Origin of the sequence: Caballeronia zhejiangensis, assembly GCF_000698575.1 — a bacterium.
Taxonomy (GTDB): Bacteria; Pseudomonadota; Gammaproteobacteria; order Burkholderiales; family Burkholderiaceae; genus Caballeronia; species Caballeronia zhejiangensis.
This window is the reverse complement of sequence record NZ_JFHD01000005.1, coordinates 17,732-38,270: the sequence shown is the minus strand read 5'-3', so window position 1 is coordinate 38,270 and position 20,539 is coordinate 17,732. Positions and strand designations below refer to the sequence as shown.

Genomic DNA, 20,539 nt, shown 5'->3' with positions numbered 1-20,539 from the left:
AACATGCTCGCGCATGGGTCATAGCACGAACCCGCGCAGCCGCAACCGCTCGCCGCGTCGCAAGTCGTTGAACCGTTCGCCATGTTGAGTTACGCCAGTTGAGAGACAAGTCCGCGCGCCGCTTCACTCTGTCCCGCTGGTGTCGCGGGAAGTTCGCCATACGGCAGCGCTGCGCGCTCGGTCATCGCGTTGAGCTTCAGTCCGAAATGCTGAAGACCGCACAGCGCCGCATACGCATAGACGCGGCAATCCAATGCTTCATTCGCGCGACCGGCGGGCAGTTCCCACACGAAGAACCGATGCCCCGCGACCTCTTTCACGGTGATGCGCTCGGACGTCAGTTGCGCGTAATAGCCCATGTCTCGATCGTGCGGGAAGTGCATATAACCGGGTCCTGGCTTGTCGAGCGCGAGCCGGTTTCGTATCGCGTCCTTCGCCGCGTTGACGCCGATAATCACCGGTCGATACGCGGCTTTGGTCTTGCGGCTCGGCTTCTTCGTCGGCCATACCGGAGAGCGCTGGCCGCTGCGCGCCGACTCGCCTTTGATCGCCCACACGCGCCGCCCAATGCGGTCCTTCGCGAATGAGTACACGGTCTGTGTCGAATGCCCGCCTGAGTCGACGCATGCGGCCATGATGCTGAACGGTCGCCCATCTTCACGCTGGAATGTTTCGAGCAATGCGGCGTCAACCTCTTTCCAAAGGTCCGGGCTATCCGGGTCGCCCTCGATGACGTCGTAGGCGACGCTCCAACTTTCCTCATCGCGCCCCCAGCCGACAATCTCAATCTCGACTCGATCGCCTTGTACGTCGATTCCTGCTGTCAGCACGCCCACGCCCTCGGGCACCTCGCCGGACCAATGTTCAGCGCGCGCCGCGAGCGCCTCGACCCGAACGTCTTTACCATGATGTGCGCGATAGGGTTGGCCGAGCTGCGTGTTCCACCAGACCTGTTTCAACGCTTCATCGCCGCGCGCAGCAAGGAATTTAGCCGCGATATCGGCGGGGCGGTCCTTCGTCCACGGTGAATAGAGCTTTGACGCCGTGAATCCCGCATGCCGGTTGTCGAGCGGCCAACGTCCGCATGTCGGGCAGCGCGCACGATAGACCGCGTGCAAGTCGGACGCCCACCAGTCCCATACCTGCGAGAGCGCCGCGTCGTGGCTGTCATCAGGATTGAGCGCGCGCCATGCCCGCGCGTACTCTTCGAGCGGTTCGTGTAGCCCACCACAGCATTGGTACGGGCGCGTCTGGTGCCAGCGTGCGGTCGAAAGCGCTCTAAGCCGTTGTCCTTCGCTCCACGCCGCGCCGCATGCCTCGCAGAAGATACGCGCGGTCTTTGGCAAGTGCGAGCGCTCGCGGTCGTCCGCGCGCTCCCATTTGACGTGATGAAAGAAGTCCAAAAACTGGCGGTGCCCGCAATGCGGACAGGCTACGCTCGCGCGTCGTTGGTCCGACTCCGCATAGCTGGATGCGATGCGGCTTTGGTCCTCGACCGTGGGCGAGCACGCGCGAATGGATAGCCAATTTCCGAATGTCGCGGTGCGCTCTTCAGCGAGCGATATAGGATCGCCCTCACGCGTGACCGGGTACTTATCGACTTCATCAGCCAGGACAACGCGGATCGGGCGGCGCGCGAGATTGTCGGGCGAACCTGCGCCGGCGAGCGCGAGAAAGCCACCGGGAAAGCCTTTGAACAGGATCGATTCGTCGCCGCTACGCATGCGCCGCGTGCCGACTATCTCGCGCAACGTGGGCGTGACGCGCACAAGCGGGCTGATACGCTCCTTGCTGAACTGTTGCGCGCTTTCGTCCTTCGGCTGAAGCAAGAGCATCGGACACGGATCGAGACACGCGAAGTAGCCGAACACGTTTTCCAGAAGCGACGTTTTGAAAAGCTGCGTCGCAATCATCGCCGTGATCGTATGCACACCCGGTTCCGTGACCGCGAGCATCGCGCCGCGCGCAACCTCAACCGTAGACGTGCGCCACGTCCCGGACGTGCTACCGGCTTCGCGCGCAAGCTGTCGATAGCGGTCGGCCCATTGCGCAACTGAAATGCGCGGCGGCGGCGACAGCGCGCGCCGAATCGCGCGCACAAGACGCCCGAGCTTGTTGTCACTCATGCGCAATACCGAGGTCGAGTTTCCCGTCGCCGAGTTCGGATAGTTGCGCGTGAACGTGGGCGGTCAGAACGAGCGTCAAGCCTTCGACGTCTTCAATCTCGATATCGGCGGCGATGAGCGGTGCAACGCGCGCTGGCCATGAAAGCCACGCATCGCGCACCGCGCGCCACGCGCTGAAAAACGCGTCTTCGGCGGCGTCTAGCTCGATGACGGAGCCGGACTTGGTTGTGTATTCGAGCTTGCGCAGCAGCGCCGTGTAATTCTTTTCGATGCGAACCGCGTCGATGTACGTCGCGCCGCTCTTCGGCTGCTCGGGCACGCGCGCATTCGCGGCGGCGTTCGGGTCTTGGTCGAGCGTCTTGACGTTCTTCTGACGCCACTCGGAGCCGACGAGCTTCGGATCAATCGAGCCGTCGGGCAGCGTCCGCAGACGACCACGCGCGACCGCATACCGAACCGCCGTTTCGCTGCAACCTTCACGGCGCGCAAACTCGCGCATCGTTACGCCGCGTTTCAATCCGCCTCTCATCGCGTTACCCTGCGCTAGCGCTGGAAGTTCATAGCTAGACAGAATTCGCGCGGTTTACGCTCCGCGTCGAATTTCGTGCAGGAAGGACCCGCGCCTCCGGTGGGAGTGCCTAATTTTTCCTCGGTGGAGGGTCATTTGTTGCGTGACACTTCGAATGCCAGTTCGTGATCGAGGATCGCGGGATAGCGCCCGACGATCAAGCGTCCCAGTGCCGTTTGCACGGCGTCAGTGCCGACCGCTTGCGGGATTGATGGACCGTATAGCTCGCGGATAGGCAGGCCATATCAGCGCGCCTTACCGTCTTTGATTACCCGCTTATGTCCTTCGCCGGCGCGGAGAAAAACACCGCGATGACCGCTCTTCATTGTGGCAATGAAGGAATGCGCATAGAGCTTCGATGCGCCTCTGATGCGCACTCGCACGCCTTTCTTCGTCTGTCGTGCATTGAAGGCAATAAGCGGAACAGCGCGACCGGACGGGTATAGCTCGGTCGTCAGCTTGTTAGGATGGGCGGGCCGATGCGTGAACGACTTCCGAATCGCTGAGGCCGCGAAGTTGTATCCAGCCGCGCGCACTTCGCGCCCGGCAGCCGCGCGCTTGTCTCGCCGTTTTGTTGAGTGCGCGGGCAATGGCGCGCGTCTGTGCTTTCGGATCGAGCAGCGCGGAGACAACGAGCGCCCTCGTGTTCTCTTTGACAGAGATGTTGAGCATGACTAGCAGGACGTCCGGCGAGTGGCGTTCCCGACGTAGCGCGGTTCACAGGTAGCCAAACTGTTGTCTTGCTCTTTGAGCCGGAAGTCGTCGCGTTGGAGCATGTCCAGCGCTCGCGAAAAGAGCCGCAACGCCATAGGTGCGAGTTCCCGCCGCCAAAGAGTCGAAGCGTTGTCTTCGGGCCTCACATGGCACCAGTCTTGAACAACGATCGGCCCGGTATCGTATCCGTCATCGAGCTTGAACACCGTTCCGCCAGTAATGCGTTCCCCTTGCGCGATGGTCCAATCGATCGCGCTCGGGCCGCGATGCCGCGGCAACAATGACGGGTGAAACGCGAGCGCGCCGAACTTGGCCCGATCGTGCGCCGGACGCGGTATGTACGCGAACGAATGCGCCGCCAGAATGACGTCGACACCGTGCGGCATGATCGATGCGTCAAGTGTCTTTCCGAGGGCGAGAACCGGAACAGCCCGGCGCGACGCCGCCGCGCGTAGCCGGTCTATCGGATTGGTGTAGGGAAACGGTGTAACGACGGCCACTATCTCGTGCCCCGAATCGGCGCAGAGTTTGAACACTTCCGCGCCAAGCCATTTCTGCCCGACGATCACGACTCGCACGATGCAACCGCGCCAAGGTATCTGAACCCCTGAACGGCCCGAAAGTGTCCGCCGAAACCTCCGCGAGACCTCCCGCTCCAGCCGCGCCGCCGGCTGCTAGCGCAAAGTGCGTCATGGGCCCGATTACGGTCTTCGCCACATAGGCACGACGAGATCTGAGTCCATCGGCGGTCTCGCCGCAACGCAGTCGCGAGACCCGGATGGCTCGTATGAAAGAGCGTTCGCATCGGACGAGCGAAGCGGTTCTGGCCGTGCAACCACGCCTCACAAACGGCGTTCAGGAAGCGCATTCCGACGCCTGCGCCTTGCCATTCAGGAAGAACCACTAGCCGACACGCTCGGGCCTCGATCAGGCCGGGACGCGGACTGAATGCAACATGACACACTGGATTACCGTCAACGTTGCCGACATAGTTGCTCGACGCGATCATATGCGGCAACTTCAGATAATGATGCGGCTCAAAAGTTGGCCAGTAGCGCCAGTCCGTTTCGCAGATGTCCAGCTCGTAGCGAGGTCGCTGTCGAAGAGTCCCCCGTTCAAACTCGCCGCGACCTGTGTCAAAGACCCAATCCGGCTGTAGCCAATCGAGAATGTCGTGATGGCAGGAAAGGAGAACCACCCGCCCTGAGGTGCGACGCCAAGCTTTAGCAAACGCCCCGGCACCGATGCGGGCAATCTGGCGATCAACGACCGACGAAAACTCGTCCACCACGGCCAGCGTTGGCGCTTCACATACCAGCCGCGCGAGCATCGCTCTGAAGCGCTCGCCATTCGATAGCACCTGATAGGGACGCAACCATGTCGGCACGCTGCCCAACCCAACCGCAGACAACGCGCCCGTTACGTCATCGAACGTGCAAGCAGCACCGATTGCGTCAATGATCGGCTCGCCATCCGGCCAGAGCGGTTCATACAAGGGCGCAAGCTTCTTGCCAAGACTTGTTTTACCGGAACCGGAAGGCCCGACGATCACGCCGATTTTCCAGTCCGCATTATCGATAGGTAAATCAACTTCCAGATCGAAGCGCTGCCCGTTGTCTACGTTGAAGAGCGACTTCACGCGCGCGGCGCGGTATGAACCGGCGTCGGCGCATTCGTGATGTACGTCCAGCCTCATACCGTTACAACCTTCAACTGATAGCCTTGCTGGAGCAGCGCGTCATAGGTCGTCTGTTGTTCGGCCTCATCGTTGCAAATGACAATAACTCCGTACTGCCGGCTGTAACGGAAACCATTTTCGGACGGAGCGTCTTTTGCGTCCGAGACCTGAACGGCCCGAGTAGCGCCGTCGGGTGTTAGCGAATCAATTTCGTCCGTGAGGTGTAGGAGGTCATCGCCAGAGAAGCCGAGCACATCGGCCTCGAAGCCGTCGAGCGCCAAGTCTGAAAGTTCGGCTGAGAGTAATTCAATGTCCCAATGGCCATTGAGCGCGAGCTTGTTGTCCGCGATGACATACGCGCGTCGCTGAGTCTTGCTCCACCCTCGCGCAATCATCACGGGAATCGACTCGTAGCCGAGATTGCGCGCGGCCAGCACGCGCCCATGTCCTGCGATGATCGTTCCGTCTTCACTGACCAAAATTGGGACTGTGAAGCCCCATTCCTGCATGCTAGCCTGAATCTGCGCCACCTGCGCTTCCGAGTGCGTGCGGGGATTCTTCGCGTAGGGAATGAGCTTGTCGAGCGGCCAGCGCTCGACCCTATCGGCCGGCCAGAATGGCTCAATGGAACGACGACGCGCACACATAGTGGGGCGACCTCGGTCGGCGGACTCCGACATCTCGTCTAGAATGCGGCCTTTTCTGATGAGCGTTCCACATGATCTGGCAATTTCCAAATTGGACTGTGTCCGAGTGGTCCAGCCTTATTACCGCGTCGGTCGCGCCCATATCCGTCATCGGTGGACTCGTTCTGCAATGGCGGATTTCCAAACGGCAAAGCATCGCGCAAGAACGCATCGCTGCCCGTGTCGCAGCGGACAACATATCTGCCATGCGGCAGGCATGGATCAATGAAGTTCGGGACGACTGCGCCGAATATTTTCAACTTCTAGCGCGCCTGGCAAGCGCGAAGGAACTAAAACCAGATAACCCGGATGAACAGAAGGCATACCTTAGGCAACTCGCTGAAGCCGCCCACAGGTCGGCTCAATTGACCCATCGGATCAGATTGCGCCTGAACCCAAACGAGACCGAGCATGAACTTCTTAGGGATGCCTTGAACGGTCTCATCGTTCACGTAAAAGGCCAATACGACGAAGGGTCATCCAGCAGCTATCGTGAATACTTCGAGGAAATGGAAAGGCTGCGAGGAAAGGCCACGATGCGGTTGCAGAAAATTTTGAAGAGCGAGTGGGAACGAATCAAGCGCGGGGATTAGGCAGCCTCTGCTTCCTCTTCCTTGCTCGCGACAATTCCAGCCCCGCGCAGCAGTTCGTCGACTCGCGAGAGCGCTTGATCGAAAGGTCCGGCTTGACGCGGCGAACCCATCAAAGCTGCCTCGATGATCCGCGCATGCTCCGCGACCGTCATTCGATTGACGCCGCAGCGCGCGGCGATGGCTACTGCGGTTTCTTTGGTGCGCGTGAGCGCATTAGCGGCCAACGTCGAGCGTAACCGGTAGTTCGCCATGTGGCCCGACAGAAGCGGTTCCACATGGACTAAAACGGCGTTTAGCGCGTCCTTCCACTCGGGGTTAGCGTATCGACCCGCGCAGCACGGCGAACCGCACACGCACACGATATCGCGCGGCGCATACGCCACGACGAGCAAGTCGCGCGGGAGCGCGTCGAGCCGTTCAAGCTGTCGGCGTATACGCGCCGCTTGCGCGGTTCCGTCTGAGCCTGCAAGCGCGACCGGCGAAGGTGCGCCCGCATGCAACGCGCGCAGCGACGAAGCGCCCCCGCGCTCGATGACGTGACGTAAAGCATCGCGCAGCGCGGCAGGCGTTGACCGGTATGTAGAGCGCATGAGTGCAGTAACGAAAAAAGCGGCAGACGAAAAAAAACCCGCTCAAAGAGCGGGCTGGTTCGAGGCGAAAACCTTGGCGCAAATTCGGACGATCCAAATTACTGCGCAGTTTAGGCATTTTTTGCAAGAAGTCAAAGGTGCGGGTTGCGGGCTTAGGATAAACCCGCGTTCTGCATGTGTGAATTGCTCGATTAGTCGCCGCAATAGCAATCCGTCACTGACGAATCGCCGTCTTCCTCTTCGAATGCTAGAGACAACTGACGGCGGTAGAAGTCAGCCGCGCGCAAAAGGTCGCGATAGTGAGGTGGGTCCTTTCTAAAGGTTCCGCTGCGCTTGGTCTCCTGTTCGATCCACCAAACCGCACGCTCCGGTTCATTGATCAGCGCGCGCACGAGCTTGTATCGCGCTTTGAGGAAACACAGATCGCAGTTTCCCAAGTCGCCTTGCGGATCGAGCGCGAGGTCGAATGGTTGACGCTTCCAAAAATCCAAGATGTCACGCTTCGACACGTCGGCGGTTGCCAGTGGCAGCAAAGGAACGCCGCTGGTATTGTCGCGCGCCGGGTCGCGCATGCGGGCTACTCGGAGTGGTTCGTCAGCGCGGATTCCCATTACGGAATCCCACTCCCGAAAGCCGAGCGAGCGCATAAATGCCGAGCCGGTGCGAATCTTGAGGTTGATCGTACACATCCGCTTTACCGGATTCGGGAGCATGGTGCTGGCGTTAATCATCGCGGCGAAGGGTTCGCCGTGACGCGCTGCATTGTGGAAATTCACTTCGCGAAAGCATGGTCGCGATTGCGGCTCTCCCTCCAAGAATCCATCCCATTCGAGCCAATGCACCGGAACAGACCAACGCAGCGCGCACTCTTCGATGAAATCGAGCGTTTGCGGACGCTCTTTGCCTGTATTCTCAAACGTGACATGGCAGTCCGGCGGCAAACCTTCGTTTGCCGCGAGGATTTGATGCAGCATAAAGGCGCTCGTGCGTCCCCCGCTGAAGCAGATTTGTGCAGGCCCTTCGATGACGTACGGCTTCAGATCTGCGCGCATGCCTTACTCTCAATGTTTCGCCTCGGTTGACTCAGCGCTCAAACGCGGATCAGCGGGCGCGGAGCCGATCAGCGCACTGCGCGCGAGACGCGCGATATCCGGCAGCACCAGCGCCGAAGTCGTCCGCTCTGCAAGGTCGGCAATCAACGCGAGCGCTTCGCGCAGTCGAGCAGCTTCGTGCAGCGCGCGAGCGCGCATATGGTCGGAACGCATCACGCGAATCTCCCTTTGGCGTGGGTTCATGGTCATACCTCCAGCGGGTCTAGCGCTTCAATCGGACAAGCGAGCGAGAGCGCGATTTGCTGCGGCGTCATCGGCTCGACGCGAATTTCTGCGCGTGGGTCCGCAGCGTCGATGCCGTGAAAGACGTGTTTTTCCCTCACTTGGCGGTCGTTCGCGAAACACCCCTTGCGCACGCATTCCCGCGCTTCGCGTCCGTTGCGCTTCACCGTCCGATAGCGCGATTGCATCGCATCAAGAATCACGCTTTCGTCGAGGTCCGGGCGCTCGGTCGCGTAGTAGATGCGAATGAACACGCGCACCGCGCCGGTTAGCTCGACACGGCAATGCGCGGGGATTTGCAGCAGCGCGGCCGGTTCGAAAGCGCGCGCTTTCTCCGACTTGATCGACATCGGGCGCGTCTTTACACGGCCCGTATCGTCGCGATAGCGGCGCGTGACGATATCGCGGCTATTCGCTTTCGAAGCCGGTTCGCCGTGGATTGTGAAGACGATAGGCGCGCTCATACCGCGCTACCGTCGAGCGCTTCGTCGTCGTCCAGCTCGCGCACGTCTTCGAAGCGCCGCAGCACATCACGCGCGAAAGCGAGCCTGACAGCGGGAACAGGTTTGCTCTGCGCTTCAACGAAAACGCGCCGCGCCCAGATGACGCCACCCGCGCACCACAAGCCCGCCCAATCATGCGGGGACGGTGACGCGGCGGGCGCGTCGTAACGTTGTTCATCGTTGCGCATGTGTCGCCTCCTTCCCTTCGGTACCTTCGAAGTCGCGCTCTTCGTCGTCCTCGCCTGGCTCTCGCGAGCGCGGCATCGCAACGCCCGCGCCGCGCTCGCGCGCTGCGGCCTCGTAGAGCGCCAAAAGCCGCGTGCGTTCGCTGCCTTGCGCGTCCTCGACGCACGCGCGGCCAGCGGGCGAAAGAACCGCATCGAGCACCACGCGCCGCGCTTCGTGCGTGAGAGAGCGCCCGTTCTTCGCCTTGCCGCGTGCGATCAACTCGAACGCCCAGCGCGCGGACGGCTGCTGACTCGCCAGCGGTGCGAGAGTGGCACGCATGCGTGCGACGTATTCGCGGCTATTAGCCCCCCGAACCGCGCGCCCACGCGCCGGATATGCGCCGTCTTCCGTTTCATCGCTCATATCGCACCTCTCGCCTAGTGCAACTGGTCACGGCCCGCCAGCGCCGCGCGAATGCGCCCGACAAACGTCTCCATGCTTTCGCCCGGTCGCGATGCCGCGATGCCGAGATCGAGCGCCATCGCGTCGAGCGCGGGGCCGTCGAGTTCGGAGAGAACCGAGCGGTTGCGCGTAGCGTTCTTACGCGGCGGTCCGTTAGCGACAGTCGGTTTCGCTGTCAGCCATTCGGCGCGAAGACTTGCCCAACCGCGTTCGCAGCAGATTCGCAACGCGTCGTCGAGCGTGATTCCCGCTTTGGCTGCTTCGCGTTCGATCCCGGCTATCGCCGTTGCGGTCGGCTTGGCGCGCTTGTCCGCGCGCAGCGCTAGCCAGTCCTTCGCTAGGTCCGTTCTCGCACCGCACGAAACGAGATGCGCTTGCGCATCGAAGCGCGGTACGCGCGTATGTTTTTTTGTTTTTAAAACTGAAGATGAAGAAGAAGATAAAGAGCCGTCACTTTGATACTCACCTTGCCGTTCACCTTCATATTCACCTTGCTCTTCACCTTGCCGTTCACCTTGCTCTTCACCTTGGTATTCACCATGCACCCGGCTTGGTGAACGCTTCGAAGGAAATCGAGTTGTCCCGCCCGTGTGAGTACGTACGTATTCATCCCGCACCATGCGCGAGGAATACCAGAGTGGTCCCGGTTGAGCAGGAATGAGCGTTATGGCGGTTCCGTCACGGCGTCCGGAACGCGGTACGTAGACGAATGGGGCAACGAGAGAGCCGGTATCCGCTCCCTTCAAGATGCCTTTATCGATGAGCGTATGCAGCGCAGATATTGGACAGCCGATTGCGTGCGCGACTTCCGCCAACGTCCAGCGGGCGATACCGTATTCAGGCTGGACGTGCAGCAAACAAAGCGTGTCGACCCAGACGCCTTTCTCCGCGTGTGAACACCGCCGCAGCTTGCCGTTCATTGTCCAGTCGCCGGGATAGAACTGAAATGACGGGCGTTTCATTTCACCTGCTCCGGTCGAACGGCAACGACGCGACCGTCATCAATGCGCGCCCGCGTGCTTCTTGTTCCTGCAATTGCGCGAGCTTCGCCTCGATGCGTTCGCGCGTGGCTTCGGTGTCGCGAATGAACACAGCATAAGCGCGCTGGTAGTCCGCGAGCGTGTACACGCGGGGACGAATCGTTGGATATCCAATCGGCATATTTGCCTCCCTATTCGTGTTTCGAGGCGACAAGCGGGACGCCTTCATCATCGAAATAGCCGCGCGCAAGCTTGTCGTCGGTTTCGGCGTCGAGCGCCGCAGCGTGGGCCGTCTTTGCTTGGCCTTCACGTCTCAGGCGTTCGGCATTAACGCGAAGCTGACCGACTGTCATCAAATCGCACTTGCGGTAAAAGGTTTCGCCATCTACCTCGACCGGATAACGGGGCTGTAGCCCCATGTTGAAACGCACGCCTTGAGCGGTTGTCATTTCTTCGGCGGTCCGATGAACGTTTGCGCACAGGGCCGCCGCCATGTGAACTAGCATTGCGTGCGCGCAGAGCCGCACGTCGAGCGGAGTGCGGTCTCCCGGATCGAGCCGAGCGAGCACACGGCGCGCGAGATCATGCGGTTTGAAGTCCGCGAGCTGTTCATCGTCCATGCGTGCATGCTCTTTTCGCATCAACTCGGAGACGTGCCGCATGTCAGAGAGCAGCGTCTTGCCGCGCTTCGCGTTCATGGCTTCACCGTGTCGATGGGTAGGCGCGCGAACCAGTCAAGCAGCCCCGGAACGAGCCTCGCGAGGTCCGCCTGCATGGTCTGCGTCATCCCGCCGAAAACAGCGATAGGTTCTTCCTGCGCAAGGCATTTGCGTTCGAAACCGCGCACTAAGTCCCAGACCCAGAGCGACATGGGATTCATCGACGTGGAGCCGTCCATTGCCGTGACTGAATAACGAGGTCCGGCTTGCGTTGCAAGCTTGACCAAGGAAGTAGTCGTCGGCGGCTGTTTCTGATCCGCAAGGGCGGCCTCGAAGGTTTGTTCCGGCAACGTCGCGAGCTTCTGCCAGTCGGACCCTTGATCCTTGGAGATTCCCTTTTCTCGCAGCGTCTGCGCGCGTGCTTCTGGCGGTCGTTCGATCCGACCGCCAGAAGCATCGCGACCCCGAAGCTGCGAGCGCGTTCCCTCCGCCTTTGTCTGCTTGAGCAACAACTCACCGGCGCGGCGTTCAGCGCGCAAGCGAATCTCGGCCGCACGCCGTTCGGCCTCCCTGTTCTGCGCTTGTCGCGTATAGACTTCGAGCGCCCGCGCTTTGTCGCGGAGGTCTTTCACTTCATCGACGCGGTAGCACTCCGCGATCGCCGTACACATCGCCGCGTAGCGAGCGTCGACTATCTGCCCGGCAATCTCGCGACGCACGGCGATAACGGTGTCGCGCGCCGAATGCATGCGCTTGGCTATCGCCGTATTGGTCGCGTGTGGATCGGCCTCGATCGCGCGCCGGATAGCATCGCGGTGCGCAGTGTACGACGCCGGATAACTCTTTCCGTCAGAGCCGTTGACACGCTCGACAGCATTCTTCGAATTCAAGTTCAGTTCCTCGCCGGCAGGTTTTAAAAACCGCGCTTTCGCCAAGGCACTTTAGAAATTAAATCCCGCTTGGTCAAACGAACAGCACACCGGATTCGCTTAATGCATTGCTATGTTTTTCTATGCGTTTTTAGCTTTTTGCATGAAACGACGCTTAAAAAGAATTATTAGGTGAATTCCCTTATCAAAAACGATCGAACCGCAGTCGATCCCATTTGATATGCGCAACGATAACTTCAGCTAGGCGATGTTAGCCATTGATTTTTCAGTTAAATTTCTTATCAATTGAATCAATCTGGACGATTTTTGTATTTATTTTTAGCGAATTTAGCGGGCTTGATTTAGCAAGCGGCGCTGCCTATCTTTCGGCTTCATCACCGATGAGCTAGCGGCCAGAGGGTAAAGCGATGAATGCGAAAGTGAAGCTATGCGCCGTGTCATTGACGCGCTATCCACTCGAAAGCGGCGGTGATCTTGTCGAGCTTCGCGGACTCGAAGAGGACGCAGTTTATGCGGCGGCCATCATTGAAAAGCGCCGCCTTCCTGTCGAGCTTATTCCGCATATCGCCGGAAGCTTTCGCGATATCACAACCGGCGAATTTGTAATTCACGTTCGCACCATCGAAGACAGCGAGCGCTGATGTGCGCGCCGAATGCACGGCGCATTTCCCACGTACCGGAGGAACCTGAAATGAACGAGGCGACCGTAAAGACGCAATCTGCGCCCGAGATTCGCATTGTCGATCTCAAGCTGGGCCAGCGCCCGACCGAATTGCTGATCGAATCGGGCTTCGTGCGGCTCGAAGACCTGACCACAGCGACGGCGGGCGAGCTTAGAGCGATGAACGGCATCGGTCGCGAAAGCATGCGCAAGATTCGCGAGGCCCTAAAGCAGCGCGGCATGGCGCTGAAGGAAGAGGACAAAGACGATGCGCGCGCCTGATGAATGGCTAGTCGAGCGCCGCAGAGGTATCGGCGGGAGCGATGCCGCCGCCGCTATCGGCCAATCGCGCTACAGGACCGCTTACGAGCTTTGGCTCGATAAGACGGGGCAATCGCCATTTCAGCAAGAGGAAACCGAGTTGACACGCTTTGGCCGCGCCATGGAAGCGATCGCGGCCGGCATGTTCGCGCAGCGTATGGGCGTGCGATTGCAGCGGCGTAACGCGATCATCCGACACCCGCGTTACGCGTTCATGGCCGCGAGCGTCGATCGCCTCATCGTTGGACGGCGCGAAGGGTTCGAAGCGAAGAACGTCAACGCGGATTATTTCAAGTTCTCCGGCGAATGGGGCGAGGAAGGTAGCGATCATGTGCCGGTCGAATACCTTCTGCAATGCGCGCACTACATGACCGTGCTGGATTGCGACGCGTGGCACCTTGGCGCGGTCGTCGGCGGCAATCGCCTGGTGACGTACGCAATTGAGCGCGACCGGGAGTTTTCGGAGTTGCTGATCGAGCAGGAAGCGCGGTTCTGGACGTACGTCGAAGCCCGCGAGCCGCCGCCTTTCGACTATTCCCACGGTCACGCGCTCCCGATCCTGAAGCGCCTTTATCCCGGCACGAATGGCGAAGCGATCGACCTCGACGCCTCATTGCTCGACTGGCATCACGTCAAGCAGGATGCCGACGAACATGTGAAGCGCTATCAGGCAGTCAGCGACGGCGCGCGCGCCCATATCCTGCACGCCATGGGCGAAGCAGCTATTGGGCGTCTGTCAAATGGCGGCGCGTACAAGCGCCTTACCGTGCATCGTCCCGCGTATGACGTGGACGACTGCGATTACATCAGCTTGCGCTACATGAAGCCGAAGGGCGCGGTCAAGGAGAGCGACGAATGAATGCTATCGACACCCTCGACGGGCCGCGCACGCTCGCGCGGTTCGAACTCACGCCCGATACGCTCGGTTATATCGAGCGCTTCGCGTCGATCATGGCGACTGCTGGCGAGACCATCCCCGGCCAGTATCGGAACAATCCCGGCAACTGCGCGGCGGTGACGATTCAGGCGCTGATCTGGGGGATGAATCCCTTTGCGCTCGCCGCGAAAACGCATTTCGTCGGCGGCTCGATCGGCTACGAAGCGCAAGCGATCATCGCGGCGGTGAACAATTCCGGGAGGCTGTCCGTCCGTCTTGATTGGGAATGGTTCGGGGCGTGGGAAAGCATCATCGGCAAGTTTGAGGAACGCGAGTCACGCAAGAAGATGAACGAGCACGGCGAGCCGTTGAAATACCGCGTGCCCGCGTGGCGCGTCGAGGACGAAGACGGGTTAGGCGTTCGATGCTTTGCGACGCTGAAGGGCGAGGACAAGCCGCGCGAGCTGGTCATTTACATGAAGCAAGCGCGGGTCAGAAATTCCACGCTATGGGCCGACGATCCGAAACAGCAAATTGCCTATCTGAGTGCCAAGCGCTGGTCGCGGCTCTTCACGCCCGAGGTCGTGCTCGGCATTCGTACACCCGACGAACTCGCCGCGTAGGCAATGTCGAACGCGTGCGCTTCGCCTTCGTGGACCCAGACGACGAGCAAATCGCCGTCTCTTTCAACGATGCGAGATTCGCCCGGCACGAATTCACGCCGAAAGAAGGCGGAACGGTGACGCATTGCTGGCGCTTGCAGGTTCATCCGCAGAATGAGGACGTCAGCGCGCGGATTCTGTCTTACCTGCATCGGCCCGACCTGCGCGGCGCGCTATCACCGTCCGACGATGCCGACGACGAAGACCAGCACGACGATTAGCAGTCTTTCCAGGAGGATTTTATGAGCTTTCCATCGCCGCGCAATAGCGCGTTTGCGCCCCTCGACAAGCAGGAGCACACACATGCGAACACGCCCGCCGCTTCACCGGTCGCGGTCCCAGACAAGCCCGCTGCAGCGCAGAGCATTGAGACAGACCCGAATCGGGTGTTGAGCATCGGAGAGGTCGCTAAACTGCTTGGATTGAGCACGCGCACCTTGAAGCTTTGGGAAAAGACAGACCCGTGTTTTCCAAAGTCGTTCCAGATGGGCACCCGCGCGCGCAACTGGTTGTATGAGGACGTTCAAGCGTACATCCTCGAAAAGGCGGGACGGAGGAAAGCATGACAAGTGCGGGACAGTCAGAGTGCGCCCCTCACGAGGGGCGCTTTTTTGCGTCAGGCGGCTTCGAGGAACGTTTCTTCTTCCGCCGCGGGCGGCGCATCGAGATAGTCGGCCCACGCTTGCATAATGGGGCGGCGGTCCTTCAGGAAGCGCGTTCGCTCGTAGGTCTGTTCGACGCTGCCACGCTTGTCGTGCGCAATGACCGCTTCAGCGATTTCCCTCTTTATGTTCTTGTATGTCTCGCCTACCCATGTGCGTAACGTCGAGCGGAAACCATGCGTCGACGCCTCGCCGATCACGTAACCGAGTTCGCGCAAGACTTCATTGACGCGGCTGTTGGCGACCGGCGTCCCCTCACGCGACGGGAAAACGAGGTCATCGGCGTTATGTTCGCCCGGTAGTCCTTTGAGGAATTCGACAACCTGCCGTGACAGCGGGATTTCGTGAATGTGGTTCTTTTTCATGCGTTCAGCCGGAACCGTCCAGACGCGTTTAATCAAGTCGAACTCGCGCCAGCGCGCGGCCGCTGCCTCGTTGTAGCGCGCGCCGGTATAGGTAACGAGCAAGAGCGCGCGGGCGTCGTTGTCGGTTCGGGCTTGGAGTTTCAGCACGAACGCATGGGCATCCTGATACGGCAGCGAGGGGCGCGGTACGGTCACATGGACGTGCTTCGCAATCAAGTGTTCGATATGCCCGTCGTAGCGCGCCGGGTTCAGACCGCTACGAGAGCCTCGCGTCGCGGCCCAGTCGAGAATGTTCTCGATGCGGCTGCGCACGTTGCAGGCCGTCTTGTGCTTGGTCGTCCAGATCGGCGAGAGGATCGAGACAATGTGATCCGTTTCGACGTCTGCGACGTCGAACGCGCCGATAACCGGCTCTGCGTAGTCGCGCATGGTCTGCCGCCAGTCGTTCGCCGTGCGCGCGCCGCGCCATGCGCCTTCATGCGTCTTGATGTAGGTTTCAGCAGCCTCCCTAAACGTGAGACGCAGCGCGGTCCGACGCTTGGATGCAGCTCGCGCCGACTGCTTTGCGGCGCGCGGATCGACGCCGCTCAAACGCTGCTGGCGCAGTTCGAGCGCTTTCCTTCGAGCATCGGCGAGGGAAACGAGAGAAAGGGGACCGAGGCCGAGCGCCGGGCAATCGTCCTTGCTGATCCGGTAGCGGAACACCCAGCTTTTGGAACCGGAGGGGGTAATTTTTAGGTAGAGGTTTCCACCGTCAGCGTATAGACCCGGCTTCGTGAGCGTTCTTATAGAATGAGCGGTGAGGCGGTTGACTGCGCGCATGGGAGGCTTAACTGTAGAGGAATTGAGCCATCCTACGCGCGGGGCGGTGTACATTCCAGTACACACTTTTTTCTTCCTATCTTTGCCTAGAGTTTCCCGCTTTTGCTATCGAAAATCTCGGCTAAGTCGTTGAAACAGAAGAGGAAAGTGCTGGAAAATCCATCCGTTTCCATGTCGTCCGTTACTTTTGCAAAGAAAGTAAGCAAAGAAAGCAGCTTTTCAGGCCCGCGGTCACACGCAATTTGGGTAGTTCTCTCGTTCTCGATGGCACTCGCCTAAAGAGTGCCCTCATCACAATCACCGGGCTTGGCTCGCGCACGGTCTGCCTTCACTCGCCACACACCAAACTGGTTCAGCACCAAATAGCTCCGGCCCGCTTCGCGGCCGACCGGTCAATCGGGTCCGCGCGTGCTTCTCTACTAACGTCTCCATCTCACTGCAATCGCCGCACGTTGGTTTCCCTTGCATAGCCGGCGGCAGCGCGTAGCGCTGTGCCGAACCTCTTTCGTGCTGAACCAGTGTCCTTGGAAAACTAGCTCGTCAGACCGTGCGCGATCCAAGCCCGGTTAGTCCTTTGAGGGCACTCTTTAGGCGAGTGCCGCCGTGGACGAGAGGACTACCCAAATTGCGTGTGACCGCGGGCGTGTCGAGCTGCTTTCTTTGGTTACTTTCTTTGCAGCAGCAAAGAAAGTGACTGCCGCCCCGCACAGGGGCAGTGCTAATAGACCGAGAGCAAAACGGGATCCGGCGACGGACCAAGAACAAACGCCCACTCCGGGATCCGGCGAAGGACCAAGAACAAACGCCCACTCCGGGATCCGGCGAAGGACCAACAACAAACGCCCACTCCGCGATCCGGAGAAAACAAAGAGCAAAACCTCACTCCGCCGCGCCAGCCGGCCCCGCCCCGCGCTGCCGCCGAGCGCGCCGTTCTTCCGCGCGAATCCGAAACCGATCCATATAAAGATAGACCACAGGCGTCGTATAGAGCGTGAGCATTTGACTCACGATCAACCCGCCAACGATCGCGATCCCGAGCGGCGCACGCATCTCCGAACCTTCGCCGCTGCCGAACGCCAGCGGCAGCGCACCGAGCAGGGCGGCGGCGGTCGTCATCATGATCGGGCGAAAGCGCAACAGACACGCCTCGCGGATCGCGTCCTGCGGCGTCTGCGCGCCGTGGCGCGTCGCCTCGATCGCGAAATCGACCATCATGATCGCGTTCTTCTTCACGATGCCGATCAGCAAAATAACCGCGATCAGCGCGATGATGCTGAACTCCGTCTTGAACAACAGCAACGCGAGCAGCGCACCGATGCCCGCCGACGGCAAAGTAGAGAGAATCGTGATCGGATGGATGTAGCTCTCGTACAGAATCCCGAGCACGATGTAAACCGCTGCGAGCGCCGCCAGAATAAGGAGCGGCTGGTCGTTGAGCGATTGCTGGAACGCCTGCGCCGTGCCCTGGAAGCTGCCGTGAATGGTCTGCGGCACGCCGATCGTGGCCATGGTCTCGTAGATCGCCGCGGTCGCGTCGGAGAGCGACTTGCCCGGCGGCAAATTGAACGAGATCGTCGATGCGACGAACTGGCTCTGGTGATTCACCGAAAGCGGCGTGTTGCCCGGCCCGAACTTCGCAATCGCGGAAAGCGGCACCATCGTTTCCTTCGATGTCGACACCGCAGCACCCGACGACGACCCGTTTTTGCCCGTCGCCGCGATCGCGTTGGTCGCCGAGTTCTTCACGGCGGCCAGCGCAAGGGCTGCGGTTGTGTCGGACGTGCTCGTCGAGGAACCGCCCGCGCCCGTCGATCCCGTCGCCGAAGTGGACGCGGTCGTCGTCGTGCCGGACGTGGTCGTCGATTGCGTCGATGCCGAACCGCTCGCCGTGCCGCCCGACGTGCTGATGTAAATCTGCTTGAGCATCTCCGGGTCCTGCCAGTATTTCGGCGCGAGCTCCATCACGACGTGATACTGCGACAGCGGGTTGTAGATGGTCGATACCTGCCGCTGGCCGAATGCGTCGTAGAGCGTGTTGTCGATCTGCGCGGGCTTGATGCCGAGGCGCGCGGCCGTCGCGCGGTCGAACGTGACCATCGCTTCGAGGCCGCCTTGCTGCTGGTCGGAATTGACATCGGCGAGTTCGGGGCGCTTTTGCAGCGCCTCGGTGAGAAGCGGCCCCCACTTGTACAAGTCCGCCGTGGAGTCGGACAGCAGCGTGAACTGATATTGCGCGTTCGATTGCCGCCCGCCCACGCGAATGTCCTGCACCGCCTGAAGGAAGGTGCGCGCGCCGGCGACATCCGCGAGCGGCTTGCGCAGGCGGTTGATGACCTGATCGGCGGAGACCTTGCGCACGCTCTTCGGTTTGAGCGAGATGAACATGAAGCCCGAATTGGTCGAGCGCCCTCCCGTGAAGCCCGCGACGCTGTCGACGGCCGGGTCCGCTTCGACGATCTTCATCATCTCGGCGAACTTGAGTTTCATCGCCTGGAACGACGTGCTCTGGTCCGCCTGAATGCCGCCGATGATGCGGCCCGTGTCCTGCTGCGGGAAAAAGCCCTTCGGCACGATGACGTACAGATAAACGTTCAGCCCGATGGTCGCCAGCAGGATCAGGAGAATCGTGCGCGGATGCGTGAGCGCCCAGCCGAGCGTGCGCGCATAGCCGCGCTGCATGCGATCGAACTGGCGCTCCAGCCAGCGCGCGACGCGGCCTTCCTGCTTGCGCTCGTGCGGCTCTTCGAGCAGGCGCGAGCACATCATCGGCGTGACGGTCAGCGAGACGACGAGCGACACCGCGATCGCGAGCGACAGCGTGAGCGCGAATTCGCGGAACAGCCGCCCGACGATGCCGCCCATCAGCAAAATGGGCAGGAACACGGCGACGAGCGACACGCTGATCGACAGCACCGTAAAGCCGACTTCGCGCGCGCCGAGTATGGCGGCCTGCATCCGCGGCACCCCTTTTTCCACATGCCGAGTGATGTTCTCGAGCACGACGATCGCGTCGTCGACGACGAAGCCCGTCGCGATGGTCAGCGCCATCAGCGAGAGATTGTCGAGCGAGAAGCCGAGCAGATACATCGCCGCGAACGTGCCGATGATCGAGATCGGCACGGCGACGCTCGGTATCAGCGTCGCGCGCCAGTTGCGCAGGAACAGGAACACGACCATCACGACGAGCGCCACGGCGATCACGAGCGTGAGCTCGGTATCGTGCAGCGATGCGCGGATGGTCGTGGAGCGGTCGGCGGTCGGCGTGATCTGCACGTCGGCGGGAAGCGCGGCCTGCAACTGCGGCAGCATCGACTTCACGCGGTCGATCGTCTCGATGATGTTCGCGCCCGGCTGGCGATACAGGATCACGAGCACCGCGCGCTTGTTGTTGATGAGGCCGAGATTGCGCAAGTCTTCGACGGAATCGACCACTTCGCCGACATCCGAAAGCTTCACCGCCGCGCCGTTGCGGTACGCGACCACGAGGTCCTTGTACTGCGCGGCCTTGCTCGCCTGATCGTTGGTGTAGAGCTGGACGCGCGTGCCCTTGAACTCGATCGCGCCCTTCGGACTGTTCGCGTTCGCCGACGCCAGCGCGGCGCGCACGTCCTCCAGCCCGATGCCGTAGTGAAAGAGCGCACCCGGCTCGAGCTCGACGCGCACGGCCGGATTCGCCGAGCCGCTCACGTCCACTTCGCCGACGCCCGGCACGGTCGAGAGCGTCTGCTGCAGCACGGTCGCCGCGGAATCGTAGAGCGAGCCCGCCGTGCGCGTGGGCGAGGAGAGCGCGAGCACGAGAATCGGCGCGTCGGCGGGGTTGACCTTGTGGTACGTCGGATTCTGGCGCAGCGCGGTCGGCAGGTCGGCGCGCGCGGCGTTGATCGCGGCCTGCACGTCGCGCGCGGCGCCGTCGATATCGCGATTCAGGCCGAATTGCAGCGTGATGCGCGTCGTGCCGACAGAGCTCATCGAGGTCATTTCGCTGACATCGGCGATGGTGCCCAGATGTCGCTCCAGCGGACTCGCGACGCTCGTCGCCACCGTCTCCGGACTCGCGCCGGGCAAGGACGCCTGCACGGAGATGGTCGGAAAATCGACTTGCGGCAACGGCGCCACCGGCAAGCGCACGAACGCGAACATGCCCGCGAGCGCGATGCCGACCGCGAGCAGCGTCGTGGCGACGGGCCGGGCGATGAAGATGCGCGACAGGTTCATGAC

24 protein-coding genes are annotated in these 20,539 nt (G+C 61.0%); 7 read left to right on the top strand and 17 right to left on the bottom strand.

Features of this window, described 5'->3' with window-relative positions; translation table 11 throughout:
• Positions 1-89 precede the first annotated feature (89 nt).
• The 5 genes from BG60_RS09535 to BG60_RS09510 form a co-directional block, all read right to left on the bottom strand.
• Positions 90-2,126 (bottom strand): phage terminase large subunit family protein, encoded by a 2,037-nt coding sequence (locus BG60_RS09535; protein ID WP_081851839.1) that lies wholly within the window; start codon positions 2,124-2,126, stop codon positions 90-92.
• Positions 2,119-2,643, bottom strand: a complete 525-nt coding sequence (locus tag BG60_RS09530; RefSeq protein ID WP_034471217.1) for a hypothetical protein — start codon at positions 2,641-2,643, stop codon at positions 2,119-2,121. The genes BG60_RS09535 and BG60_RS09530 overlap by 8 nt, the downstream gene beginning before the upstream one ends.
• Positions 2,644-3,368: 725 nt before the next feature.
• Entirely contained in the window at positions 3,369-3,986 is a 618-nt protein-coding gene (locus tag BG60_RS09520; RefSeq protein ID WP_034471213.1) for a formyltransferase family protein, read from the bottom strand.
• Positions 3,974-5,104: an ABC transporter ATP-binding protein gene (locus BG60_RS09515; RefSeq protein ID WP_034471211.1), complete on the bottom strand. Its 1,131-nt coding sequence runs from the start codon at positions 5,102-5,104 to the stop codon at positions 3,974-3,976. Before BG60_RS09515 ends, BG60_RS09520 begins: the two co-directional genes overlap by 13 nt.
• Positions 5,101-5,733, bottom strand: a complete 633-nt coding sequence (locus BG60_RS09510) for a ParB/Srx family N-terminal domain-containing protein (RefSeq protein WP_081851842.1) — start codon at positions 5,731-5,733, stop codon at positions 5,101-5,103. The genes BG60_RS09515 and BG60_RS09510 overlap by 4 nt, the downstream gene beginning before the upstream one ends.
• A 71-nt stretch (positions 5,734-5,804) precedes the next feature.
• Between BG60_RS09510 and BG60_RS09505 the strand changes: the two genes are divergently transcribed.
• Complete coding sequence (locus BG60_RS09505) at positions 5,805-6,365, top strand: hypothetical protein (RefSeq protein WP_034471209.1); 561 nt, start codon at positions 5,805-5,807, stop codon at positions 6,363-6,365.
• On the opposite strand, the gene BG60_RS38160 is transcribed toward BG60_RS09505, so the two are convergent.
• The 10 genes from BG60_RS38160 to BG60_RS09460 form a co-directional block, all read right to left on the bottom strand.
• A complete protein-coding gene (locus tag BG60_RS38160; RefSeq protein WP_160172882.1) occupies positions 6,362-6,616 on the bottom strand; it encodes a hypothetical protein in 255 nt (84 codons plus the stop codon). The two genes, BG60_RS09505 and BG60_RS38160, sit on opposite strands and share 4 nt — an antisense overlap.
• Positions 6,617-7,146: 530 nt before the next feature.
• Complete coding sequence (locus tag BG60_RS09495; protein WP_034471207.1) at positions 7,147-8,007, bottom strand: adenine nucleotide alpha hydrolase family protein; 861 nt, start codon at positions 8,005-8,007, stop codon at positions 7,147-7,149.
• Between the two features lie 9 nt (positions 8,008-8,016).
• Positions 8,017-8,250, bottom strand: coding sequence for a hypothetical protein (locus BG60_RS09490; protein WP_152563187.1), 234 nt, complete (start codon positions 8,248-8,250; stop codon positions 8,017-8,019).
• Positions 8,251-8,252: 2 nt separating this feature from the next.
• A complete protein-coding gene (locus tag BG60_RS09485) occupies positions 8,253-8,753 on the bottom strand; it encodes a RusA family crossover junction endodeoxyribonuclease (RefSeq protein ID WP_034471203.1) in 501 nt (166 codons plus the stop codon).
• Complete coding sequence (locus BG60_RS09480; protein WP_034471201.1) at positions 8,750-8,980, bottom strand: hypothetical protein; 231 nt, start codon at positions 8,978-8,980, stop codon at positions 8,750-8,752. The genes BG60_RS09485 and BG60_RS09480 overlap by 4 nt, the downstream gene beginning before the upstream one ends.
• Positions 8,967-9,299, bottom strand: coding sequence for a hypothetical protein (locus tag BG60_RS09475; protein WP_034471199.1), 333 nt, complete (start codon positions 9,297-9,299; stop codon positions 8,967-8,969). The genes BG60_RS09480 and BG60_RS09475 overlap by 14 nt, the downstream gene beginning before the upstream one ends.
• Before the next feature lie 98 nt (positions 9,300-9,397).
• Positions 9,398-10,384 carry a hypothetical protein gene (locus BG60_RS37840; protein ID WP_174447717.1) on the bottom strand — a complete coding sequence of 329 codons (987 nt, stop codon included), beginning with the start codon at positions 10,382-10,384 and terminating at the stop codon, positions 9,398-9,400.
• 1 nt (position 10,385) lies between these two features.
• The gene (locus BG60_RS38155; RefSeq protein WP_152563186.1) at positions 10,386-10,583 is read right to left on the bottom strand and encodes a hypothetical protein; all 198 of its coding nucleotides are present in this window, start codon (positions 10,581-10,583) and stop codon (positions 10,386-10,388) included.
• Between the two features lie 10 nt (positions 10,584-10,593).
• Positions 10,594-11,100 (bottom strand): hypothetical protein, encoded by a 507-nt coding sequence (locus BG60_RS09465; RefSeq protein ID WP_034471195.1) that lies wholly within the window; start codon positions 11,098-11,100, stop codon positions 10,594-10,596.
• Entirely contained in the window at positions 11,097-11,951 is an 855-nt protein-coding gene (locus BG60_RS09460; protein ID WP_152563185.1) for a hypothetical protein, read from the bottom strand. Before BG60_RS09460 ends, BG60_RS09465 begins: the two co-directional genes overlap by 4 nt.
• A 407-nt stretch (positions 11,952-12,358) precedes the next feature.
• On the opposite strand from BG60_RS09460, the gene BG60_RS09455 reads away from it, so the two are divergent.
• Genes BG60_RS09455 through BG60_RS09430 form a run of 6 tightly spaced genes read left to right on the top strand, consistent with a single transcriptional unit; the run spans position 12,359 to position 15,038 of the window.
• Positions 12,359-12,592: a hypothetical protein gene (locus BG60_RS09455; RefSeq protein WP_034471193.1), complete on the top strand. Its 234-nt coding sequence runs from the start codon at positions 12,359-12,361 to the stop codon at positions 12,590-12,592.
• Positions 12,593-12,642: 50 nt separating this feature from the next.
• The gene (locus BG60_RS09450; protein WP_160172881.1) at positions 12,643-12,894 is read left to right on the top strand and encodes a DNA-directed RNA polymerase subunit alpha C-terminal domain-containing protein; all 252 of its coding nucleotides are present in this window, start codon (positions 12,643-12,645) and stop codon (positions 12,892-12,894) included.
• A complete protein-coding gene (locus BG60_RS09445) occupies positions 12,881-13,792 on the top strand; it encodes a YqaJ viral recombinase family nuclease (protein ID WP_034471189.1) in 912 nt (303 codons plus the stop codon). Before BG60_RS09450 ends, BG60_RS09445 begins: the two co-directional genes overlap by 14 nt.
• The gene (locus BG60_RS09440) at positions 13,789-14,433 is read left to right on the top strand and encodes a RecT family recombinase (protein WP_051996452.1); all 645 of its coding nucleotides are present in this window, start codon (positions 13,789-13,791) and stop codon (positions 14,431-14,433) included. The genes BG60_RS09445 and BG60_RS09440 overlap by 4 nt, the downstream gene beginning before the upstream one ends.
• Before the next feature lie 29 nt (positions 14,434-14,462).
• On the top strand, positions 14,463-14,693 hold the full coding sequence (locus BG60_RS09435) for a hypothetical protein (protein ID WP_152563184.1): 231 nt from the start codon (positions 14,463-14,465) through the stop codon (positions 14,691-14,693).
• 21 nt (positions 14,694-14,714) lie between these two features.
• Positions 14,715-15,038 (top strand): helix-turn-helix transcriptional regulator, encoded by a 324-nt coding sequence (locus tag BG60_RS09430; RefSeq protein WP_008349861.1) that lies wholly within the window; start codon positions 14,715-14,717, stop codon positions 15,036-15,038.
• A gap of 50 nt (positions 15,039-15,088) precedes the next feature.
• On the opposite strand, the gene BG60_RS09425 is transcribed toward BG60_RS09430, so the two are convergent.
• Together BG60_RS09425 and BG60_RS09420 are read right to left on the bottom strand one after the other, a co-directional pair.
• Complete coding sequence (locus BG60_RS09425) at positions 15,089-16,321, bottom strand: tyrosine-type recombinase/integrase (RefSeq protein ID WP_033536402.1); 1,233 nt, start codon at positions 16,319-16,321, stop codon at positions 15,089-15,091.
• Positions 16,322-17,200: 879 nt separating this feature from the next.
• Positions 17,201-20,536, bottom strand: coding sequence for an efflux RND transporter permease subunit (locus tag BG60_RS09420; RefSeq protein ID WP_034471185.1), 3,336 nt, complete (start codon positions 20,534-20,536; stop codon positions 17,201-17,203).
• Between the last annotated feature and the right edge of the window lie 3 nt (positions 20,537-20,539).

Bases quoted from the DNA above. Each gene is read 5' to 3' on its own strand.
- BG60_RS09535 (WP_081851839.1), bottom strand. From the start codon at position 2,126: ATGAGTGACAACAAGCTCGGGCGTCTTGTGCGCGCGATTCGGCGCGCG.
- BG60_RS09515 (WP_034471211.1), bottom strand. From the start codon at position 5,104: ATGAGGCTGGACGTACATCACGAATGCGCCGACGCCGGTTCATACCGC.
- BG60_RS09510 (WP_081851842.1), bottom strand. From the start codon at position 5,733: ATGTGTGCGCGTCGTCGTTCCATTGAGCCATTCTGGCCGGCCGATAGG.
- BG60_RS09505 (WP_034471209.1), top strand. From the start codon at position 5,805: ATGATCTGGCAATTTCCAAATTGGACTGTGTCCGAGTGGTCCAGCCTT.
- BG60_RS38160 (WP_160172882.1), bottom strand. From the start codon at position 6,616: ATGGCGAACTACCGGTTACGCTCGACGTTGGCCGCTAATGCGCTCACG.
- BG60_RS09495 (WP_034471207.1), bottom strand. From the start codon at position 8,007: ATGCGCGCAGATCTGAAGCCGTACGTCATCGAAGGGCCTGCACAAATC.
- BG60_RS09490 (WP_152563187.1), bottom strand. From the start codon at position 8,250: ATGAACCCACGCCAAAGGGAGATTCGCGTGATGCGTTCCGACCATATG.
- BG60_RS09485 (WP_034471203.1), bottom strand. From the start codon at position 8,753: ATGAGCGCGCCTATCGTCTTCACAATCCACGGCGAACCGGCTTCGAAA.
- BG60_RS09480 (WP_034471201.1), bottom strand. From the start codon at position 8,980: ATGCGCAACGATGAACAACGTTACGACGCGCCCGCCGCGTCACCGTCC.
- BG60_RS09475 (WP_034471199.1), bottom strand. From the start codon at position 9,299: ATGCGTGCCACTCTCGCACCGCTGGCGAGTCAGCAGCCGTCCGCGCGC.
- BG60_RS37840 (WP_174447717.1), bottom strand. From the start codon at position 10,384: ATGAAACGCCCGTCATTTCAGTTCTATCCCGGCGACTGGACAATGAAC.
- BG60_RS38155 (WP_152563186.1), bottom strand. From the start codon at position 10,583: ATGCCGATTGGATATCCAACGATTCGTCCCCGCGTGTACACGCTCGCG.
- BG60_RS09465 (WP_034471195.1), bottom strand. From the start codon at position 11,100: ATGAACGCGAAGCGCGGCAAGACGCTGCTCTCTGACATGCGGCACGTC.
- BG60_RS09455 (WP_034471193.1), top strand. From the start codon at position 12,359: ATGAATGCGAAAGTGAAGCTATGCGCCGTGTCATTGACGCGCTATCCA.
- BG60_RS09450 (WP_160172881.1), top strand. From the start codon at position 12,643: ATGAACGAGGCGACCGTAAAGACGCAATCTGCGCCCGAGATTCGCATT.
- BG60_RS09445 (WP_034471189.1), top strand. From the start codon at position 12,881: ATGCGCGCGCCTGATGAATGGCTAGTCGAGCGCCGCAGAGGTATCGGC.
- BG60_RS09440 (WP_051996452.1), top strand. From the start codon at position 13,789: ATGAATGCTATCGACACCCTCGACGGGCCGCGCACGCTCGCGCGGTTC.
- BG60_RS09430 (WP_008349861.1), top strand. From the start codon at position 14,715: ATGAGCTTTCCATCGCCGCGCAATAGCGCGTTTGCGCCCCTCGACAAG.
- BG60_RS09425 (WP_033536402.1), bottom strand. From the start codon at position 16,321: ATGCGCGCAGTCAACCGCCTCACCGCTCATTCTATAAGAACGCTCACG.
- BG60_RS09420 (WP_034471185.1), bottom strand. From the start codon at position 20,536: ATGAACCTGTCGCGCATCTTCATCGCCCGGCCCGTCGCCACGACGCTG.